This window comes from Arthrobacter sp. D2-10, assembly GCF_054161285.1.
Genome location: NZ_CP096431.1, coordinates 2,919,687 through 2,934,278 on the forward strand (window position 1 = coordinate 2,919,687; position 14,592 = coordinate 2,934,278).

Below are 14,592 nucleotides of genomic sequence, written 5' to 3' on the forward strand. Positions count from 1 at the left end.
GGGTTCCCTTCCTGGTGAAGGGAACCCACCGCCGTCGTTGTGGGGCGTGTGCAGCCGCAGCCTAGCGGGTGGGCTCGCGTTCCAGCGCGGCCTCGTGTTCCTCGTGAGCCTGCCTGAGGAGAGCCATAAACTCGGTTTCATTCCGGATGAACCGCTTGTATTTCTCGGGCTGCTTTCGGAGCATCTGCTCCTCGGCGCACATCCTGTCGAAGATGCGCTCACGCTCGTTGATGTCGGTCTCGTAGTTGAGGTCCAGATAGTAGATAGCGTGACGGCGAGCACCGGAGATAAGGTTCTTCGCCTTGCCCTTGGGGCTCAGCAGCGATGCGAGCACCGTGACAATCAGGACCCCGAGGATCACGCTCAGCGACAGGCCGGTCGAAATCTCCACGACCTCGACGTGTTCGCCGTTGTTGATGAACGGCACATTGTTCTCGTGCAGGGCGTGCAGGATCAGCTTGACTCCGATAAAGCCGAGGATGGCCGCCAGCCCGTAGGAAAGGTAGATGAGGCGGTCGAGCAGACCGTCAATGAGGAAGTAGAGCTGGCGCAGCCCCATCAGCGAGAACGCTGTCGCTGTGAAGACAATAAAGACGCTCTGCGTCAGGCCGAAGATGGCGGGGATGGAGTCGAGGGCAAAGAGGATGTCGGTGCCGCCGATAGCTACCATGACCAGCAGCATCGGCGTGAGTACCTTCTTGCCGTTCTCCATGGTGAACAGTTTGTCGCCGTCGTAATGCTCTGTGGCCGGGAGGAACTTGCGCGCCATCCGGACAATGAAGGTTTCTTCCTCCTCGACATTCTTGGGCTTGAGGATGTTGCCTGCAGTGATCAGCAGGATCAAACCGAAGATATAGAACACCCAAGCGAACGAGTTGATCAGCGCCGCACCGAGGAAGATGAACCCCGTACGTGCTATCAGCGAGAACACAATGCCGAACAGGAGCACCTTCTGCTGATCCGCCCGCGGAACCTTGAAGGTGGTCATGATGATGAGGAAGACGAAGAGGTTGTCGACGGACAGCGCCTTCTCGGTGATGTAACCGGCGAAGTACTCCGTACCAAGGTCAGGACCGGCGAAGATAAGCACGCCCACACCGAAGAGCAGGGCGATGCCCACATAAATCGCGGACCACACCGCGGCCTCCTTCAGGGACGGTGTGTGTGCCTTCCGGACGTGGAAAAAGAAGTCGAAAAGAAGCAGCCCCACAATGCCGACGATCGTGGCTATCCAGACAACTGTGGGCACTTCCATGCGGGATCTCCTTGTAAGTGGGCTGCCTATTCACCGTAGTTTGACGTTCAGCGCACCTGCAACCGGTTCAGCTACCGGTAGTAACCCCGGCAATCTGCGACCGTGCCGCGTCGATGATCCTGTCGAACCCTGCATCCAGTTCGGAGTCGACCTGCTGCCGGTTGGGATCGGCGTCATACCAGGCGAGAATCTCCCGTGCCCCAAGGGCGAACGGTGTGGTGCAGACAAAGCCGGGCACCAACGCCTTCACCTTGGAGTTGTCAAAGATCACGGAGTGCGACTTGTCCCCCACCAGTTGCGGCCCGAGGTCAGGCAGGTAAGCCGCGATTGTCTCGGAAGCCACATGGACAAGCTCAGGTTCAGGGGCCCCTGCGGCCTCGGCGAAGATCTGGTAGATGCGGTTCCATGGCAGGAACTCGTCGGAGGTGATCGTGAAACTGTCTCCGATCGCCTGGGGCAATCCGAGCAGGCCGACGAAAGCCTTCGCGAAGTCGGTGCTGTGCGTGAGGGTCCACAGGGACGTCCCGTCCCCGTGGACCAGCACCGGCCGGCCGGCCCGCATGCGCGCGATGTCCGTCCACCCTCCGGTAATGGCGATCTTGGTGTGATCGTATGTGTGGGAGGGACGGACGATGGTGATCGGGAAGCCCTGCTCCCGATACGCGGCCACCAGCAGGTCCTCGCATGCGATCTTGTCACGCGAGTACTGCCAGTAAGGGTTCCGCAGCGGAGTGGACTCTCGGATCGGCAGTGACGCCGGCGGTTTCTGGTAGGCCGAGGCGGAGCTGATGAAGACGTACTGTCCCGTTCGTCCGGCGAACAGTTCGATATCCGCTGCCACGTGATCAGGAGTGAAAGCCACAAAGTCGACGACGACGTCGAACATGCGGTTGCCCAGCGCGGCGCGGACTTCGTCCGGCTTCCGGATATCCGCCTGCACAACTTCCGCCCGCGCCGCCGGCGGACGTTCGGTGGTGCTCCCCCGGTTGAGGATGGTGACCGAGTAGCCGTGGGCGAGCGCCAGATCTACCACGGCGGTGCTGATTACTCCTGTCCCGCCGATGCACAGGACCTTCACAGGACGCTCACCACGCGTAATCCTCGGGTGCAGTCTTGTGACCGGGGAAAATTTCATCAAGCGCGGACAGGGTGTCGTCGTCGAGCTTTATCTCCAGGGCACGGAGGCCGCCGTCGAGCTGTTCCTGGGTGCGCGGTCCGATGATCGGTGCGGTCACGGCCGGCTGCGCGAGGAGCCAGGCCAGGCCGAGGTCTGCCGGCGGGTGGCCGAGGGAGTCAGCCAGGTCCTCGTAGCGCTGGATCTGGTCGCGGTGCTTGTCGAGGGTGTCCGCGGCCCTGCCCTCAAGGCGGCGGACGCCCTCGTTCTCCTTCTTGAGGACGCCGCTCAGCAGGCCTCCGTGAAGCGGTGACCACGGGATGATGCCGAGCCCGTACTCCTGGGCAGCCGGGAGAACTTCAAGTTCCACAGTGCGCGTCAGCAGGTTGTAGATGGATTGCTCGCTGATGAGCCCGGTGTAATTGCGGCGGGCCGCGGCCGCCTGGGCCTGCGCAATGTGCCAGCCGGCGAAATTGCTGCTGCCCGAGTACAGGATTTTGCCCTGTTGCACCGCCACCTCGATGGCCTGCCAGATCTCGTCCCACGGCGTGTTCCGGTCAACATGGTGGAACTGGTACAGGTCGATGTAGTCGGTTTGAAGACGCTTCAGGCTGGCGTCGAGGGCGCGGCGGATATTCAGTGCGGACAGCTTGCCGTTGTTGGGCCACTCGTCCATGTCGCCGTACAGCTTGGTGGCCAGCACCGTCTTCTCCCGGCGCCCGCCGCCCTTCGCGAACCAGCGGCCGACGATCGCTTCGGTGCGGCCCTTGTTTGTCCCCCACCCGTACACATTCGCGGTATCAAAGAAGTTGATTCCGGAAGCATGCGCCGCGTCCATGATGGAGTGTGCGTCGGCTTCCTCGGTCTTGGGTCCGAAGTTCATCGTGCCGAGGCACAGTCGGGAAACGGAAAGACCGGAGCGGCCGAGGTGGGTGTACTGCATCAGCGAAGTTCTCCTCAGATGGGCAGGGAATACGTTTTCCATCCTGCCAAGTCCTGCTCCCGGGCGCTAGTGGCCCTAGGATTCTGGACATGACTTCTCCCACTTCCCTGCCGGTGGCGCTGATCACGGGCGCCTCCCGTGGCATCGGCCGTGCCATCGCCGACGAACTCGCGCCGACCCACCATCTGTTGCTCGGCGGACGGGACGGTGCGGCGCTGAAGGAACTGGCGTCGTCATACCCGTCCGCGGAGCCGTTCGCACTGGATGTGCGGGAGGCAACAGCGTCGTCGGTCGAGGGAATAGACACGCTGGACGTGCTGGTCCACTCGGCGGGGGTGCTGCGGATGGGCACCATCGCGGAGCTTGACGACGACGCCTGGCGGGAGAGCTTCGAGATCAACGTGTTCGCTGTCGCGAAGCTGACCAGGCTATTGCTGCCCGCACTCCGGGCAGCAGGCGGCCAGGTGATCGCGATCAACTCGGGTTCCGGGTACAACTCGGGCGCGGGTTCGGCGGTCTACAGCGGAACCAAGTTCGCGCTGCGGGCGCTCACGGACGCACTCCGGGAGGAGGAACGCGCCAACGGCGTGCGCGTGAGCTCGATTCACCCAGGGCGAGTGGCAACGGACATGCAGGCGGAGCTGCACGACTACGAGGGCAAGGAGTATTCCCCCGGTTCCTGGATCCAGCCCTCGCAGGTGGCGAAGGCCGTCCGGCTGGCAGTGGATGCGTCCCGCGATTCAACCGTCGAAGCGCTCAACATCCGCCCCTCGGGGATGTCATGAGCACCGTCCGCCTCGTGGCCACCGTGACGGGTGAGGTTCAGGGCGTGGGATTCCGTTATCGGACTCGCCAGCAGGCGGAGCAGCTCGGGCTCGTCGGTTCCGCCACCAATCGGTCCGATGGTTCTGTCCTCGTGGTCGCAGCTGGGCCGTCGTCGTCCGTCGACCAACTCCTGAACTGGCTGCATTCCGGAGACACTCCCGGCCGGGTTGAGAACGTGGATGCGGACCTGCACGACGACGGCGCCACTGATTTGACCGGCTTCGTCACCGACTAGCGACTCACGCCACTGTGTGCGGCACCCCGAATTGGGTCTGCACGCCGGGCGAATACAGCACCGATTCCGGCGGGCCCGCCACGTCGAGGCCCGCTGCGTGAACCAGCCCGTCCTGACAGGAGTCGAGAACCGCGGTCTGCAGAGGCCAGGGAGCGTGGGTGTTCGGAATATAGATAGTCCGTCCGGCGAAGCGTGAGTGCAGCCCGAAGCGAGCAGTGACATGGACGGACAGCGGATCGGCGGCGATGTTGCCGGTAGGAAACACTGAGAAGGAGGACGTTGCCCCGCCGAATCTCTTCACCGAATACCCCGTCCCTTCCGTCCCGTGCCACGGGACGCAACGGGACCAGACGTAGGGGATCCCCGCGGCGCGGGCGGCCAGCACGACGGCGAGCCGTGACGCGTCCAGGGTAAGGAAGACGACGCCGCGGACACCGGTCCGGTCGCGGGAGTACAGCCGGACGTTCACCTCAGTGAATGAGCCGAAGTAAGGCACCGGCAGTCCACGCCCCACACCCGCTCCGCGCATGCGGAAACCGATGAGGCCTACCCAGGAGTCGCCGTCGTACTCGTCCGGGACAGTCCCTTCCGGCATAAAGCGGGCCGCGTCGGCCTTCGCTATACGCCAGTGCAGGAAGACCGCGTCGCCCCAGAACTGGTCCATGATGGCGGGACTGCGCAGCGGAGGAGGCGCCGGCCACCGGTCGGGGGCCGGACTCGGGTCAGACATGGGTTTTGGGCACGTCGCCCTCGCCCTCGGTCTCGACCTTGCGTTTCCGGACCCGGTCGAGGGCCATCATCACCGGAGTTGCCGTCACTCCGTGGAGCACCACCGACAATGCGACCACCAGGCCGACGAAGCCCCAGACCTCGTTGGCTTCGGCGTCGAACTCGCCGTTCGAGAGCCCGTAGCCGAGATAGTAGAGCGAGCCGATTCCCCGGACGCCGAAGAAGGCGAGCGCCACCTTCTCCCGGATGCCGGTCTCGCCGCCGAGCAGACCGAGGAAACCGGCCAGCGGACGCACGATGATCAGGAAAGCCAGCGCAAGGAGCACATCGGTCCAGCCGATGGTGTCCAGGAGCCCGCGCGCGATCGCCCCGCCCAGCAGTACGAGGATGACCACGGAGAGCAGGCGCTCGAGTTGCTCCACGTAGCTGTGCAGCACGCGGTGGTAGCCGTGGTCGCGTTCTGCCGCACGGATGGTGACGGCGCAGACGAACACCGCAATGAACCCGTAGCCTTCGAAAGTCTCGGTAACGCCATAGGCAAGGAACGTAGCTGCAAGCGCAACGAAGCCCTCGGAGTGGTTCGACAGGCGGAAAGACTCTGCCCGCGAGGAGAAGAAGAGGCGTCCCAGAAGCTTGCCCGTTCCGAATCCGAGGAGCACCCCGAACCCGATCCGCCACAGCACGTCCACCGCGAGCCACTGGGGCAGCCACGCTTCCGGTGCCGTGCCCAGAAGGCTCATGGTGATCGCCAGATAGACGAACGGGAAGGCCAGTCCGTCGTTGAGCCCCGCCTCGCTGGTCAGCCCGAAGCGGACCTCATCCTCGCGATCGAAGCCCTCCTCACCGTCGGCCGGCTCACCGACCTGCACTTCCGAGGCAAGCACGGGGTCTGTAGGGGCCAATGCCGCGGCCACCAGGATCGCGCTGGCCAGTCCCAGGCCAAGGAAGGCGAATCCCATCAGCGTGAAGACCAGGATGCAGAGCGGCATCACGATCCCGAGCAGGCGCCACGTGGTGGACCACGAGCGCCAGCCGACGGGACGGTCCAGCGCAAGGCCTGCACCCATGAGCGAGATGATGACGCAGACTTCGGTGAGGTGGGTTGTGACAACCTCGTACTTGACCGGGTCGGGTGTGGGCAGGTATTCGATCAGTGAGAACGCTACGACTCCGGCTGCGAGAAAGACAAGAGGCATGGAGATCGGGGCCCGCCTCAGCAGCCGGGGCAGGAGCGCGGCGGCGAAGACGACGGCGCCCAGAACGGTGTAGATGATGCTGGGTCCCTCGAAGAGTTTGAGCATGGGAGGTTCCCTCTCGCCGTGTGGTCTTGCCTAAAGATACTCGTGCAAGGGGAACTTCGTAGCGGCTGTCACCCCGGGATGGGATACTGGTCCCGATCTCGACGCAGCGGGGGCATGAATGGACTTTCTGGACACGACCACGCTTCGTGTTGCCTTCGGCGTGGTGGCCGTCACCCTGCTGGGGCTTTTCTACTTCGTCACCTTCCAGCGCACCCGTTCGGTGTACAGCGCGTGGTGGTGCATTGCTCTCCTGCTGTTTCTCGCGGGTGCCGCCGCATACCTGCTCGACGGCACGGTTCACCAGCAGTGGGCCAACCCCTCCGGCAATGCCCTGCTGGTGCTCGGAGCGGCCAGTGTGTGGGCCGGAGCCAGGACACTGCGAACCGACGGACCGGAACCCTGGCAGATCCTCGCCGGACCCGCTGTAACGCTGGTCGTTTCCGTGCTGGACAATCCGGCAACCAATGACTGGTCAGGGGGACCGGTCTTCCTGGCGTTCATGTGCCTGTTTCTCGCGCTCGCTTCCGCGGAACTATGGGCAGTGAAGCGGTCCTACAGCCGGGTGAGGCAATCCCTTGCGCTCGCCTCCGGCCTCCTTGCAGCCTTCTATCTATGCCGCTGGATAGTCTTCATCGTTGAGGGACCGGACGGACCCACTTTCGTTGCCTACTTCGACTCGGCCATCACCACACTGATCACGCTGGTACTTCTGGTGGTTGTGTCGTTCAGCATGGCGGCGCTCAGTAATGAACAGGTCACCCAGGACCTGCACCTGCGTGCCACCCGGGATGACCTCACCGGCCTCCTGAACCGTCCCGGGTTCCATGACCTGGCGATGAATGAACTGAAGCGCATCCGGGACAGCCGGACCCCTGGCGCACTGGTGCTGGCAGACCTTGACCACTTCAAGGCCGTGAACGACACCTATGGGCACGCCGCCGGAGATGTGGTCCTCCAGGCCTTCGCCGATGCCTGCGTCGGCACGGTCCGGTCCACCGACTTGGTGGGCAGGCACGGAGGCGAGGAGTTCGTCATCCTGCTCTCCGGAGCGGACTCCAACCGGGCGGAGGGGATCGTCGGTCAGGTGAGTGCTCGGTTCGCACTGGCGAGCTTCTCCGAGGGATTCAAGCCCCCGACGGTCAGCTACGGGATCGCCGCTATCGACGGCAGCTCAAAGGATCTGGGAACGATCCTCGCCACCGCCGATGCTGCCCTGTATGAGGCAAAATCACTGGGCCGCAACCGGGCGGTCCAGGGTTCCTCCGGCGGTGGGGACTGAAATGGGACGGCGCGTTGCCTCCGCCGGAACTCCCGCGACCGTGCTCCTGAGTAAACTCGGGGTCCCCTACCGCACGCTCTCCTACGTCCACGACCCTTCCGCGGAACACTACGGAACGGAAGCCGCCGAAAAGCTTGCGGTAGATCCGGCACAGGTGTTCAAAACACTCATGGTGGACGTCGGCACCCAGTTGGCAGTCGCCGTCGTGCCCGTGAACCGCACGCTGAACCTGAAAGCGATGGGTGCAGCCTGCGGCAGCAAGCGCGCGGCCATGGCAGACCGGGCCGCGGCGGAACGGCGCACCGGGTACGTCATCGGCGGCATCTCACCGCTCGGCCAGAGGCACCGCAGCCCGCTGGTGCTGGACGAATCCGCGTTGGCCTTCGACGCAATCCTGGTGTCGGGCGGCCGCAGGGGCCTCGAGATAGAGCTTGCGCCGGCTGATCTCCTCCGCGCAACGGACGGTACGACGGCGGAGCTCGCCTCCGATTGACCGACCGGCTATTGTGGTGCCAGTTGTCCCACCCCTTCCAGCGAAAAAGAGCACCTGTGCATAGTCAGGGCATGCTGGCGGTTGTCAATTCTTCCGCCGGAACAGCGTACCGGCGCAGTGTCGACGCTGTTGCGTCCTTCCTGTCATCGGCATCCTCCCGGCAGGGCAGCGCTTTTGAGCTTGCGCGTACGGAGAACCTCGACGAGCTAAGCTCCGCACTGGGGAGCCTCAACGGCAGACAGTTGGTCCTGCTTGGAGGCGACGGGTCGGTTCACGCGGCGATCGAGTGCCTGCATCAGTCCGCCACGCTCGACGCAGCGGGACCCATCGGAATCATTCCGGTCGGCACCGGGAACGACCTTGCACGGTCGCTGAAGATTCCCCTGGATCCGCTGCAGGCTGCCGAATGCGTGATGTCCGGCCCTGTCCGAACGATGGAGCTGCTGCTCAGCGGGGACAAGGTTGCCGTCAACGCGGTGCACATGGGTATCGGCGCCAATGCCTCATACAAGGGTGCCGAAGTGAAGAAGAAACTTTCGAAGATCAAAGCAGGGAAGTTGGGCTACCCGCTCGGCGCGATCGCAGCGGGAATCAGCTCGCCGGGTCTGAACCTCAGCGTGCGGGTCGACGGAGAGCTGTTGCACGACGGCTCCCGCCCTCTGCTGATGGCCGCGCTTGGGCTTGGAGGCACAGTCGGCGGGGGTGCGCGGCTCATTCCCGACGCCAATCCGCACGACGGGTTCGTCGACGTCGTGCTGTGGGAGTCGGTGGGAAGAGCCGCCCGGGTGGGGTACGCGCTGGGACTGAAGAACGGGGACCACGCGCGGCGGAGCGATGTGCGGGTCGGGCGGGGACAGACTGTGGAGATCACCGCCGTGGACGGGAACGGATTCCGCGTGAGCAATGACGGCGAGCTGTGGGGCCCCTTCACGGAGCGCCGCTGGGAAGTGCAGTGCGATGCCTGGCAGGTCATTGCACCGCAGTAAATAACACGGTTCGCAAGGGATCGCCACGGGGACCTTCGAATTCACTCAAGGTTTCCACAAGAGAGAGGGAGCACTCTTCTTACATGGCAAACAGCCCAGTAGGCTGATTGTCAGCCGCCAGCAACAATGGGCCCTTTCGAGGGCACCTAGCGAAGGCTAGATGTTCAGATTCCTTCCCGGAGGGTCGGTCGGAACGGACCTTCAATAGGGGAAAATGTACGGGGAGTACCAGTGAGTGAAGTCAGGCCAGCGTCCGGCCACCAAGTGTTGAGGAGCCGTCGTCGTGCGGTGCGGTCGGGCATGAGCGTCTGTCTTGCGGTGGCTGTCATCTACTCCTTCGGTTACCCAGGGGCTACGCCCCTCTCATCCGGATCAGGAGCAGCAGGCACCATCCTCGCGCAGGGTGCCGGCAACTCCACTGATGTCGCAGAGCCACCCACCGGATTCGTGGGTGAACAGCTGCTGGTAGCACCGGAGGTCACCGCACCCCACGGCAGCTCCGATTCCCTCGTTCCGGGTCGTGAGATTCCGGGCGCCAAGGAATCAGCCCGCGCACGGGCGAACGCTGAGGAAGCCTCAGTCGGAGAAATCAGCAGCATGGGGCGTCCCGGCAAGGGAATGCTCATCTCGCCGCTGCAGTTCCTCACCCCCAGTTCCCCATTCGGTTTGCGCACCAGCCCCATCACGGGTGAGCACGGTGAGTTCCACTCAGGCCAGGACTTCGCAGCGCCGTGCGGCACCCGGGTCTTCTCGGCGGATGCCGGGGTTGTGCGTGCGGTTGGCTGGCATCCGTGGGGTGGCGGCAACCGAGTTGAGCTCGATCACGGCAACGGGCTTGTCACTACCTACAACCACCTCGAGGGTGTCGCTGTGGAAACCGGCGACCGCGTAGGTGCAGGGCAGGTCATCGCCACAGTCGGCACCACCGGCTGGTCCACCGGATGTCACCTGCACTTCGAGACCATCCTTGACGGCGCACACACCGACCCCAGTGCTTGGAAGCTGATCCCGCTGGATGGCAGCGGACCAAGCGAGATGCCGAGCCTTGTGAACTTCACGCCCGGCACCGGCAACGGGCGCGACGGCGACACCGCCTGGGTCGCCTACCTCGCTTCATCCGAGCCCATCGAGCCGATCGCCTACAAGTCGCCGTCGCGCGTTGATGCTGAGGTGTCTGCGCTCGGGAAGCGCCCTGCCACCGGCAAGATCCCGTCCGCCGCGGAGAAGTCCTCGCCGGGCAAGATCGTCACGGCGTCGCCGTCGGGAACGCCGTCGACCTCGGGAACGCCGTCCAGCACAGGGACGCCGTCGTCTTCAGGAACGCCCACTGATAAACCGGGCACATCCACGTCCACGCCTCCTGCGACGAAGCCCCCGGTCACGAGCACGCCCCCGACGACTCCAGTGACGCCTCCGTCCGGCGAGACCGAAACCCCCTCGACTCCGCCGCCAGCGTCCGAGACCCCTTCCACTCCACCGCCAGCGACCGAGACCCCCGCTCAACCGACACCCCCTGTCACTGTTCCGGTGCCGACACCCCCTGTCACTGATCCGGAGCCGACACCCCCTGTCACTGATCCGGAGCCGACGCCAACGGTCACCGATCCGGTGGTTGAAACCCCCGCGGATCCGGCCCCGAGTGATACAGCGGTTCCGACCGCGGACTCACCGGCTCCGACTACGCCGTCGGCCGCTGCGCCGGAGACCTGCGACCCGCTCGGCGATTCGGCGGCGGACCCGATCACGATTGATCCGGAAACTGGTTTGGCGATCGATCCCGTCACCGGGCTGCTGCGGCCTGTTGAGGAACTGTGTGACCCGGCGAGCGAAGTTGTCGCCGCGGCGCCGTAGATACTGACGACGAAGTTTGAATGTGCCCGGATCCTCCCGAAGGATCCGGGCATTTTCGCTTCAGCAGCGCGTCCGGATTTCCTTGTACGGGTCGTCCGGGCAATGCGTCAAGACACCATAGTCATATTGGTACGAGTTTCCCTTAGCCTCTTCCCTTAGTTGCTTACCCCAAGTAACCTCGTGTCACCCCCTCTCTTTGAGACATATCCGGAGGTTCACACATATGGGAAAGCCTTTCCCGCTCTCTGCCAAGATCGCGCTCCTGAGCACCGCCGCCCTGGCTGCGCCCCTCTTAATTGGTCCGCCCGCCGTCGCCAACGCACAGTTCCCGTCGACGGAGGGAAACACCAACACCGCGAGCATCCTCACCTATGACGACACCATCGCCGAACTGACCAAGCTTGAGAAGAACAGCCGGTATCCGGTCGATGTCTTCACGCTGGAAGAAGCCGGCACAGAAGTCAACAAGAGTGAACAGGGCCGCGACCTCTACGTGGCAACGGTCGGAAACGGACCGGAAGACGTCTGGGTACAGGGACGCATCCACGGCAACGAACCCTACGGTGCCGAATCGATCCTGACCCTTCTGAAGGACCTTGGCACCAACGGATCCGCCGAGTACCAGGAAATCCGTGACGCGTTCACCATCCACTTCATCCCGATGTACAACCCGGACGGCAGCGAGATGAACATCCGCCAGACCGTCCTGTACGACGATGAAACCGGGAAGCCCCTCCTGAACGGCGCCGGTCAGGAGCAGCGCGTCGATCTCAACCGCGACTGGGTCGCTGACAAGTTCCAGGCCGAGGAGTCCCTTGCGTTCTACGAGTACTGGACCATGGTCAAACCCGACTACGGGATCGACATCCATCATCAGGGCCTGAAGAAGCAGTACGGCACGGGCGACGACGTCACCCTCTCCCTCGGCATCTCTCTTGCACCCGGCGGCCCCACGCTGCCGACCCTGCAAGGTGGGGCCTACGACGTGCTCACCCGTCAGATGCACGGCCACGTCTTCCAGGAACTGTCCAAGTACGGCTACATCACCATGGACCGCTACCAGGTTGGCGGTTCGCTGGAAATCGACATCAAGGGCGGCGTTGTGTCGGCAATGATGCTCGGACTCAACTATCAGGGCCTGAACCCGTCCGGACACTCGAACCCTGTGGTCTTCTTCGAGACCTCGGGCAACACCAGCGACGGCAGCCTCGGCCAGAAGGCGCGGGGCAAGAGCATTCAGCAGAATGTGCTCGCCATGAAGACACTCCTGTCCGGCCTGGCAACCGACGAAGTCCAGCAAGTGGACCCCAACGTGTGGGAAGAAATTCCGCACACTCCGGTCACCGGCTACAGCACCGACTACGCCGGCACCATTCCGGTCTCCTTCTGATCTCCAGCACTACTGAAAGGAAACCCTTCCCTGTGAAGAAATCACTTGCAGCAGCAGCCCTCGCCGGCGCCCTCACCATCTCCTCCGTGGCCGTTTCCGCGCCGGGCTTCGCCGTAGGCGAGGGACCGGGATACAACGGCAACGAAACCATCAACACTTCGATCCTGCGCACCTACGATGAGATGGTCGACTACCTGAAGACTCAGGACGCCAAGCAGGACGCAATGGAGCTTGAGGTCATCGGGCAGTCCGTGAAGGGCCGCGACCTCTATCTCGCGAAGTACATCTCCAACCCGGAGAACCCGACCATCCTCTTCCTGACCCAGCAGCACGGCAACGAGCAGCTCACCACAGAGGGTGCGCTCGAGTTCATCAAGCACCTCGGCACCGGCAAGACCGGCGGAGTCCTCGACGGCGTCAACATCCTGGTAGTGCCCATGCTCAACCCGGACGGCGCAATGGGTGATGTCAACTTCTCGCTCGATGACTACATCGCCAGCGGTGACCGGCACCTGACCAGATACAACGCTGTCGGCGTGGACCTGAACCGCGACCACGTCGCGAAGGTGCAGCCCGAGACCCAGGCGCTGCACACCAACGTCATGGCCAAGTACGACATCGACTACATGATCGACCTCCATCACCAGGGCACCAACAGCGAGCGCGACGGAAAGCTGGTTTCCGGTTCGATCCTGCACCCCACCACGCCCAACGTTGATCCGGACGTGCTCGAGGGCTCCAAGCGCCTCGGCGCAGTAGTGTTCGACGCCGTCGACTCCACAGGCTGGGGCCACCTCGGCAAGTACGTCGGTGGTTCCGCCGAAACCATCAGCCGCAACGGCATCGCCGTCGAGTACGGAATCTCCACCCTGCTGTTCGAGATGCGCGGTATGTCCGACCACTTCAACGAGGGCGCCGTCCTCGGCCAGAAGAGCAACGGCTACCTGATCAAGCAGACCGTCACCACACTCGACGCGACGGTCCGCGCGATCGCTGACGGTTCGATCAGCACCGCAGACACTTCCTTCTGGGACACCCTTGCAGAGCAGAACAACCGCTCCGAGTAACCAGGTCCGGTAGTCCACAGCACGCAGAAGGGGCGGGCCGCTTACAGCGGCCCGCCCCTTCTGCGTGTGTGGACTACTCCCCCGGTGTCTATTCCCCTGGTGCAGCGGTACTGGATCGCACGATCATCTCGGTATGCGCCGTGTGGTCGGTGGGGTCGCCGGATTCGGCAGGACCGGCGAAGAGCTGCAGCATCCGTTCGACAGCCCTGGCGCCCTGCCGCGCCGGATACTGTGCGACAGTGGTCAGCCCGAAGACCTCGCCCAGGTCGTGACCGTCGATTCCAATCACGGAAAGCGCATCCGGCACCCGAATCCCGAGTTCCCGGGCCGCGACGATAGCGCCGATTGCCATTTCATCCGAGGCACAAAAAACGGCGGTCGGCCGGTTGCGGGGATAACCGAGCATGCGCTTCGCGACGGCGTAACCACCCGGAATCGTGAAGTCCGCGTACGCCAACCACGACGACGACACCTCCAGTCCCGCCGCTTCCATCGCCACCTCGTAGCCACGACGCCGGCCCTCGGAAATGTTGAAGTCCCGCGCCGCATCCTCTGGTCCGCCGACGTAACCGATCCGCCGGTGCCCCAGGCTGATCAGATGTTCGGTTGCGAGCTGCGCGATGGAGAACTCATTCACGCTGATGGTGTCCGCGCCCGGCAGCGGTCCCCCGATGCCGACGATCGGCTTGCCCACCGCGAGGAGCTGCCCTAGTTCAGTGTCGGAGAGCTGCAGCGATACCGAGATAACGCCGTCGCACCGCTGCCGGAGCAGGAACTCGGAGAACACCCTGTCACGGTGAGCGGCGCCGTCGCTGACGTTGTAGAGCGTGAGGTCGTAACCGGCGTCGAGCAGGGACGCGGCGACACTGTCCACAATTTGGGAGAAGTACCAGCGGTTGACGGAGGGCACAACCACCCCGACATTTCGGTTCCGGCCCGACGCGAGCGACGAGGCCGAGAAGGACGGAACGAATTCCAGTTCCTTCGCGGCCTCGAGCACTTTCAGCCGGGCACGTTGTGAGACCTGACCGTTGCCGCTGAGGGCACGGGAAACCGTGGCAGTGGAAACGCCGGCAAGCGCTGCTACATCCTTGATGCCAACCACGGCGCCCTCCCTCAGAGCA

Annotated in this window: 14 protein-coding genes; 8 read left to right on the plus strand and 6 right to left on the minus strand. The window is 63.8% G+C overall.

The features are described 5' to 3' along the window. Window positions 1–61 precede the first annotated feature (61 nt). The 3 genes from M1D74_RS13715 to M1D74_RS13725 form a co-directional block, all read right to left on the minus strand. Window positions 62–1,255 carry a TerC family protein gene (locus tag M1D74_RS13715; protein WP_458115625.1) on the minus strand — a complete coding sequence of 398 codons (1,194 nt, stop codon included), beginning with the start codon at window positions 1,253–1,255 and terminating at the stop codon, window positions 62–64. A gap of 67 nt (window positions 1,256–1,322) precedes the next feature. Next, window positions 1,323–2,390, minus strand: a complete 1,068-nt coding sequence (locus tag M1D74_RS13720; RefSeq protein WP_458115626.1) for an SDR family oxidoreductase — start codon at window positions 2,388–2,390, stop codon at window positions 1,323–1,325. Continuing rightward, on the minus strand, window positions 2,341–3,312 hold the full coding sequence (locus M1D74_RS13725) for an aldo/keto reductase (RefSeq protein ID WP_309072796.1): 972 nt from the start codon (window positions 3,310–3,312) through the stop codon (window positions 2,341–2,343). The genes M1D74_RS13720 and M1D74_RS13725 overlap by 50 nt, the downstream gene beginning before the upstream one ends. Window positions 3,313–3,401: 89 nt before the next feature. Between M1D74_RS13725 and M1D74_RS13730 the strand changes: the two genes are divergently transcribed. Together M1D74_RS13730 and M1D74_RS13735 are read left to right on the plus strand one after the other, a co-directional pair. Further along, window positions 3,402–4,097 (plus strand): SDR family oxidoreductase, encoded by a 696-nt coding sequence (locus tag M1D74_RS13730; protein WP_309072795.1) that lies wholly within the window; start codon window positions 3,402–3,404, stop codon window positions 4,095–4,097. After that, a complete protein-coding gene (locus tag M1D74_RS13735) occupies window positions 4,094–4,372 on the plus strand; it encodes an acylphosphatase (protein WP_309072794.1) in 279 nt (92 codons plus the stop codon). The genes M1D74_RS13730 and M1D74_RS13735 overlap by 4 nt, the downstream gene beginning before the upstream one ends. A gap of 4 nt (window positions 4,373–4,376) precedes the next feature. Here the strand turns inward: M1D74_RS13735 and M1D74_RS13740 are convergent, their stop codons facing one another. Together M1D74_RS13740 and M1D74_RS13745 are read right to left on the minus strand one after the other, a co-directional pair. After that, window positions 4,377–5,102, minus strand: a complete 726-nt coding sequence (locus M1D74_RS13740; protein ID WP_458115627.1) for a DUF2071 domain-containing protein — start codon at window positions 5,100–5,102, stop codon at window positions 4,377–4,379. Then, window positions 5,095–6,402 carry a cation:proton antiporter gene (locus M1D74_RS13745; protein WP_458115628.1) on the minus strand — a complete coding sequence of 436 codons (1,308 nt, stop codon included), beginning with the start codon at window positions 6,400–6,402 and terminating at the stop codon, window positions 5,095–5,097. The genes M1D74_RS13740 and M1D74_RS13745 overlap by 8 nt, the downstream gene beginning before the upstream one ends. Before the next feature lie 118 nt (window positions 6,403–6,520). On the opposite strand from M1D74_RS13745, the gene M1D74_RS13750 reads away from it, so the two are divergent. The 6 genes from M1D74_RS13750 to M1D74_RS13775 all read left to right on the plus strand — a co-directional run bounded on the left by M1D74_RS13750 (window position 6,521) and on the right by M1D74_RS13775 (window position 13,468). After that, a complete protein-coding gene (locus tag M1D74_RS13750) occupies window positions 6,521–7,681 on the plus strand; it encodes a GGDEF domain-containing protein (protein ID WP_458115629.1) in 1,161 nt (386 codons plus the stop codon). Between the two features lies 1 nt (window position 7,682). Continuing rightward, window positions 7,683–8,174 carry a Cys-tRNA(Pro) deacylase gene (gene ybaK, locus M1D74_RS13755; protein WP_458115630.1) on the plus strand — a complete coding sequence of 164 codons (492 nt, stop codon included), beginning with the start codon at window positions 7,683–7,685 and terminating at the stop codon, window positions 8,172–8,174. Window positions 8,175–8,245: 71 nt separating this feature from the next. Then, entirely contained in the window at window positions 8,246–9,160 is a 915-nt protein-coding gene (locus tag M1D74_RS13760) for a diacylglycerol/lipid kinase family protein (protein WP_458115631.1), read from the plus strand. Between the two features lie 231 nt (window positions 9,161–9,391). Continuing rightward, window positions 9,392–11,011, plus strand: coding sequence for a peptidoglycan DD-metalloendopeptidase family protein (locus tag M1D74_RS13765; RefSeq protein WP_458115632.1), 1,620 nt, complete (start codon window positions 9,392–9,394; stop codon window positions 11,009–11,011). A gap of 223 nt (window positions 11,012–11,234) precedes the next feature. Beyond that, window positions 11,235–12,401: a M14 family zinc carboxypeptidase gene (locus tag M1D74_RS13770; RefSeq protein WP_458115633.1), complete on the plus strand. Its 1,167-nt coding sequence runs from the start codon at window positions 11,235–11,237 to the stop codon at window positions 12,399–12,401. A gap of 32 nt (window positions 12,402–12,433) precedes the next feature. Then, the gene (locus M1D74_RS13775) at window positions 12,434–13,468 is read left to right on the plus strand and encodes a M14 family zinc carboxypeptidase (RefSeq protein WP_309071666.1); all 1,035 of its coding nucleotides are present in this window, start codon (window positions 12,434–12,436) and stop codon (window positions 13,466–13,468) included. Between the two features lie 88 nt (window positions 13,469–13,556). On the opposite strand, the gene M1D74_RS13780 is transcribed toward M1D74_RS13775, so the two are convergent. Next, the gene (locus M1D74_RS13780; protein WP_309071665.1) at window positions 13,557–14,573 is read right to left on the minus strand and encodes a LacI family DNA-binding transcriptional regulator; all 1,017 of its coding nucleotides are present in this window, start codon (window positions 14,571–14,573) and stop codon (window positions 13,557–13,559) included. Window positions 14,574–14,592 lie beyond the last annotated feature (19 nt).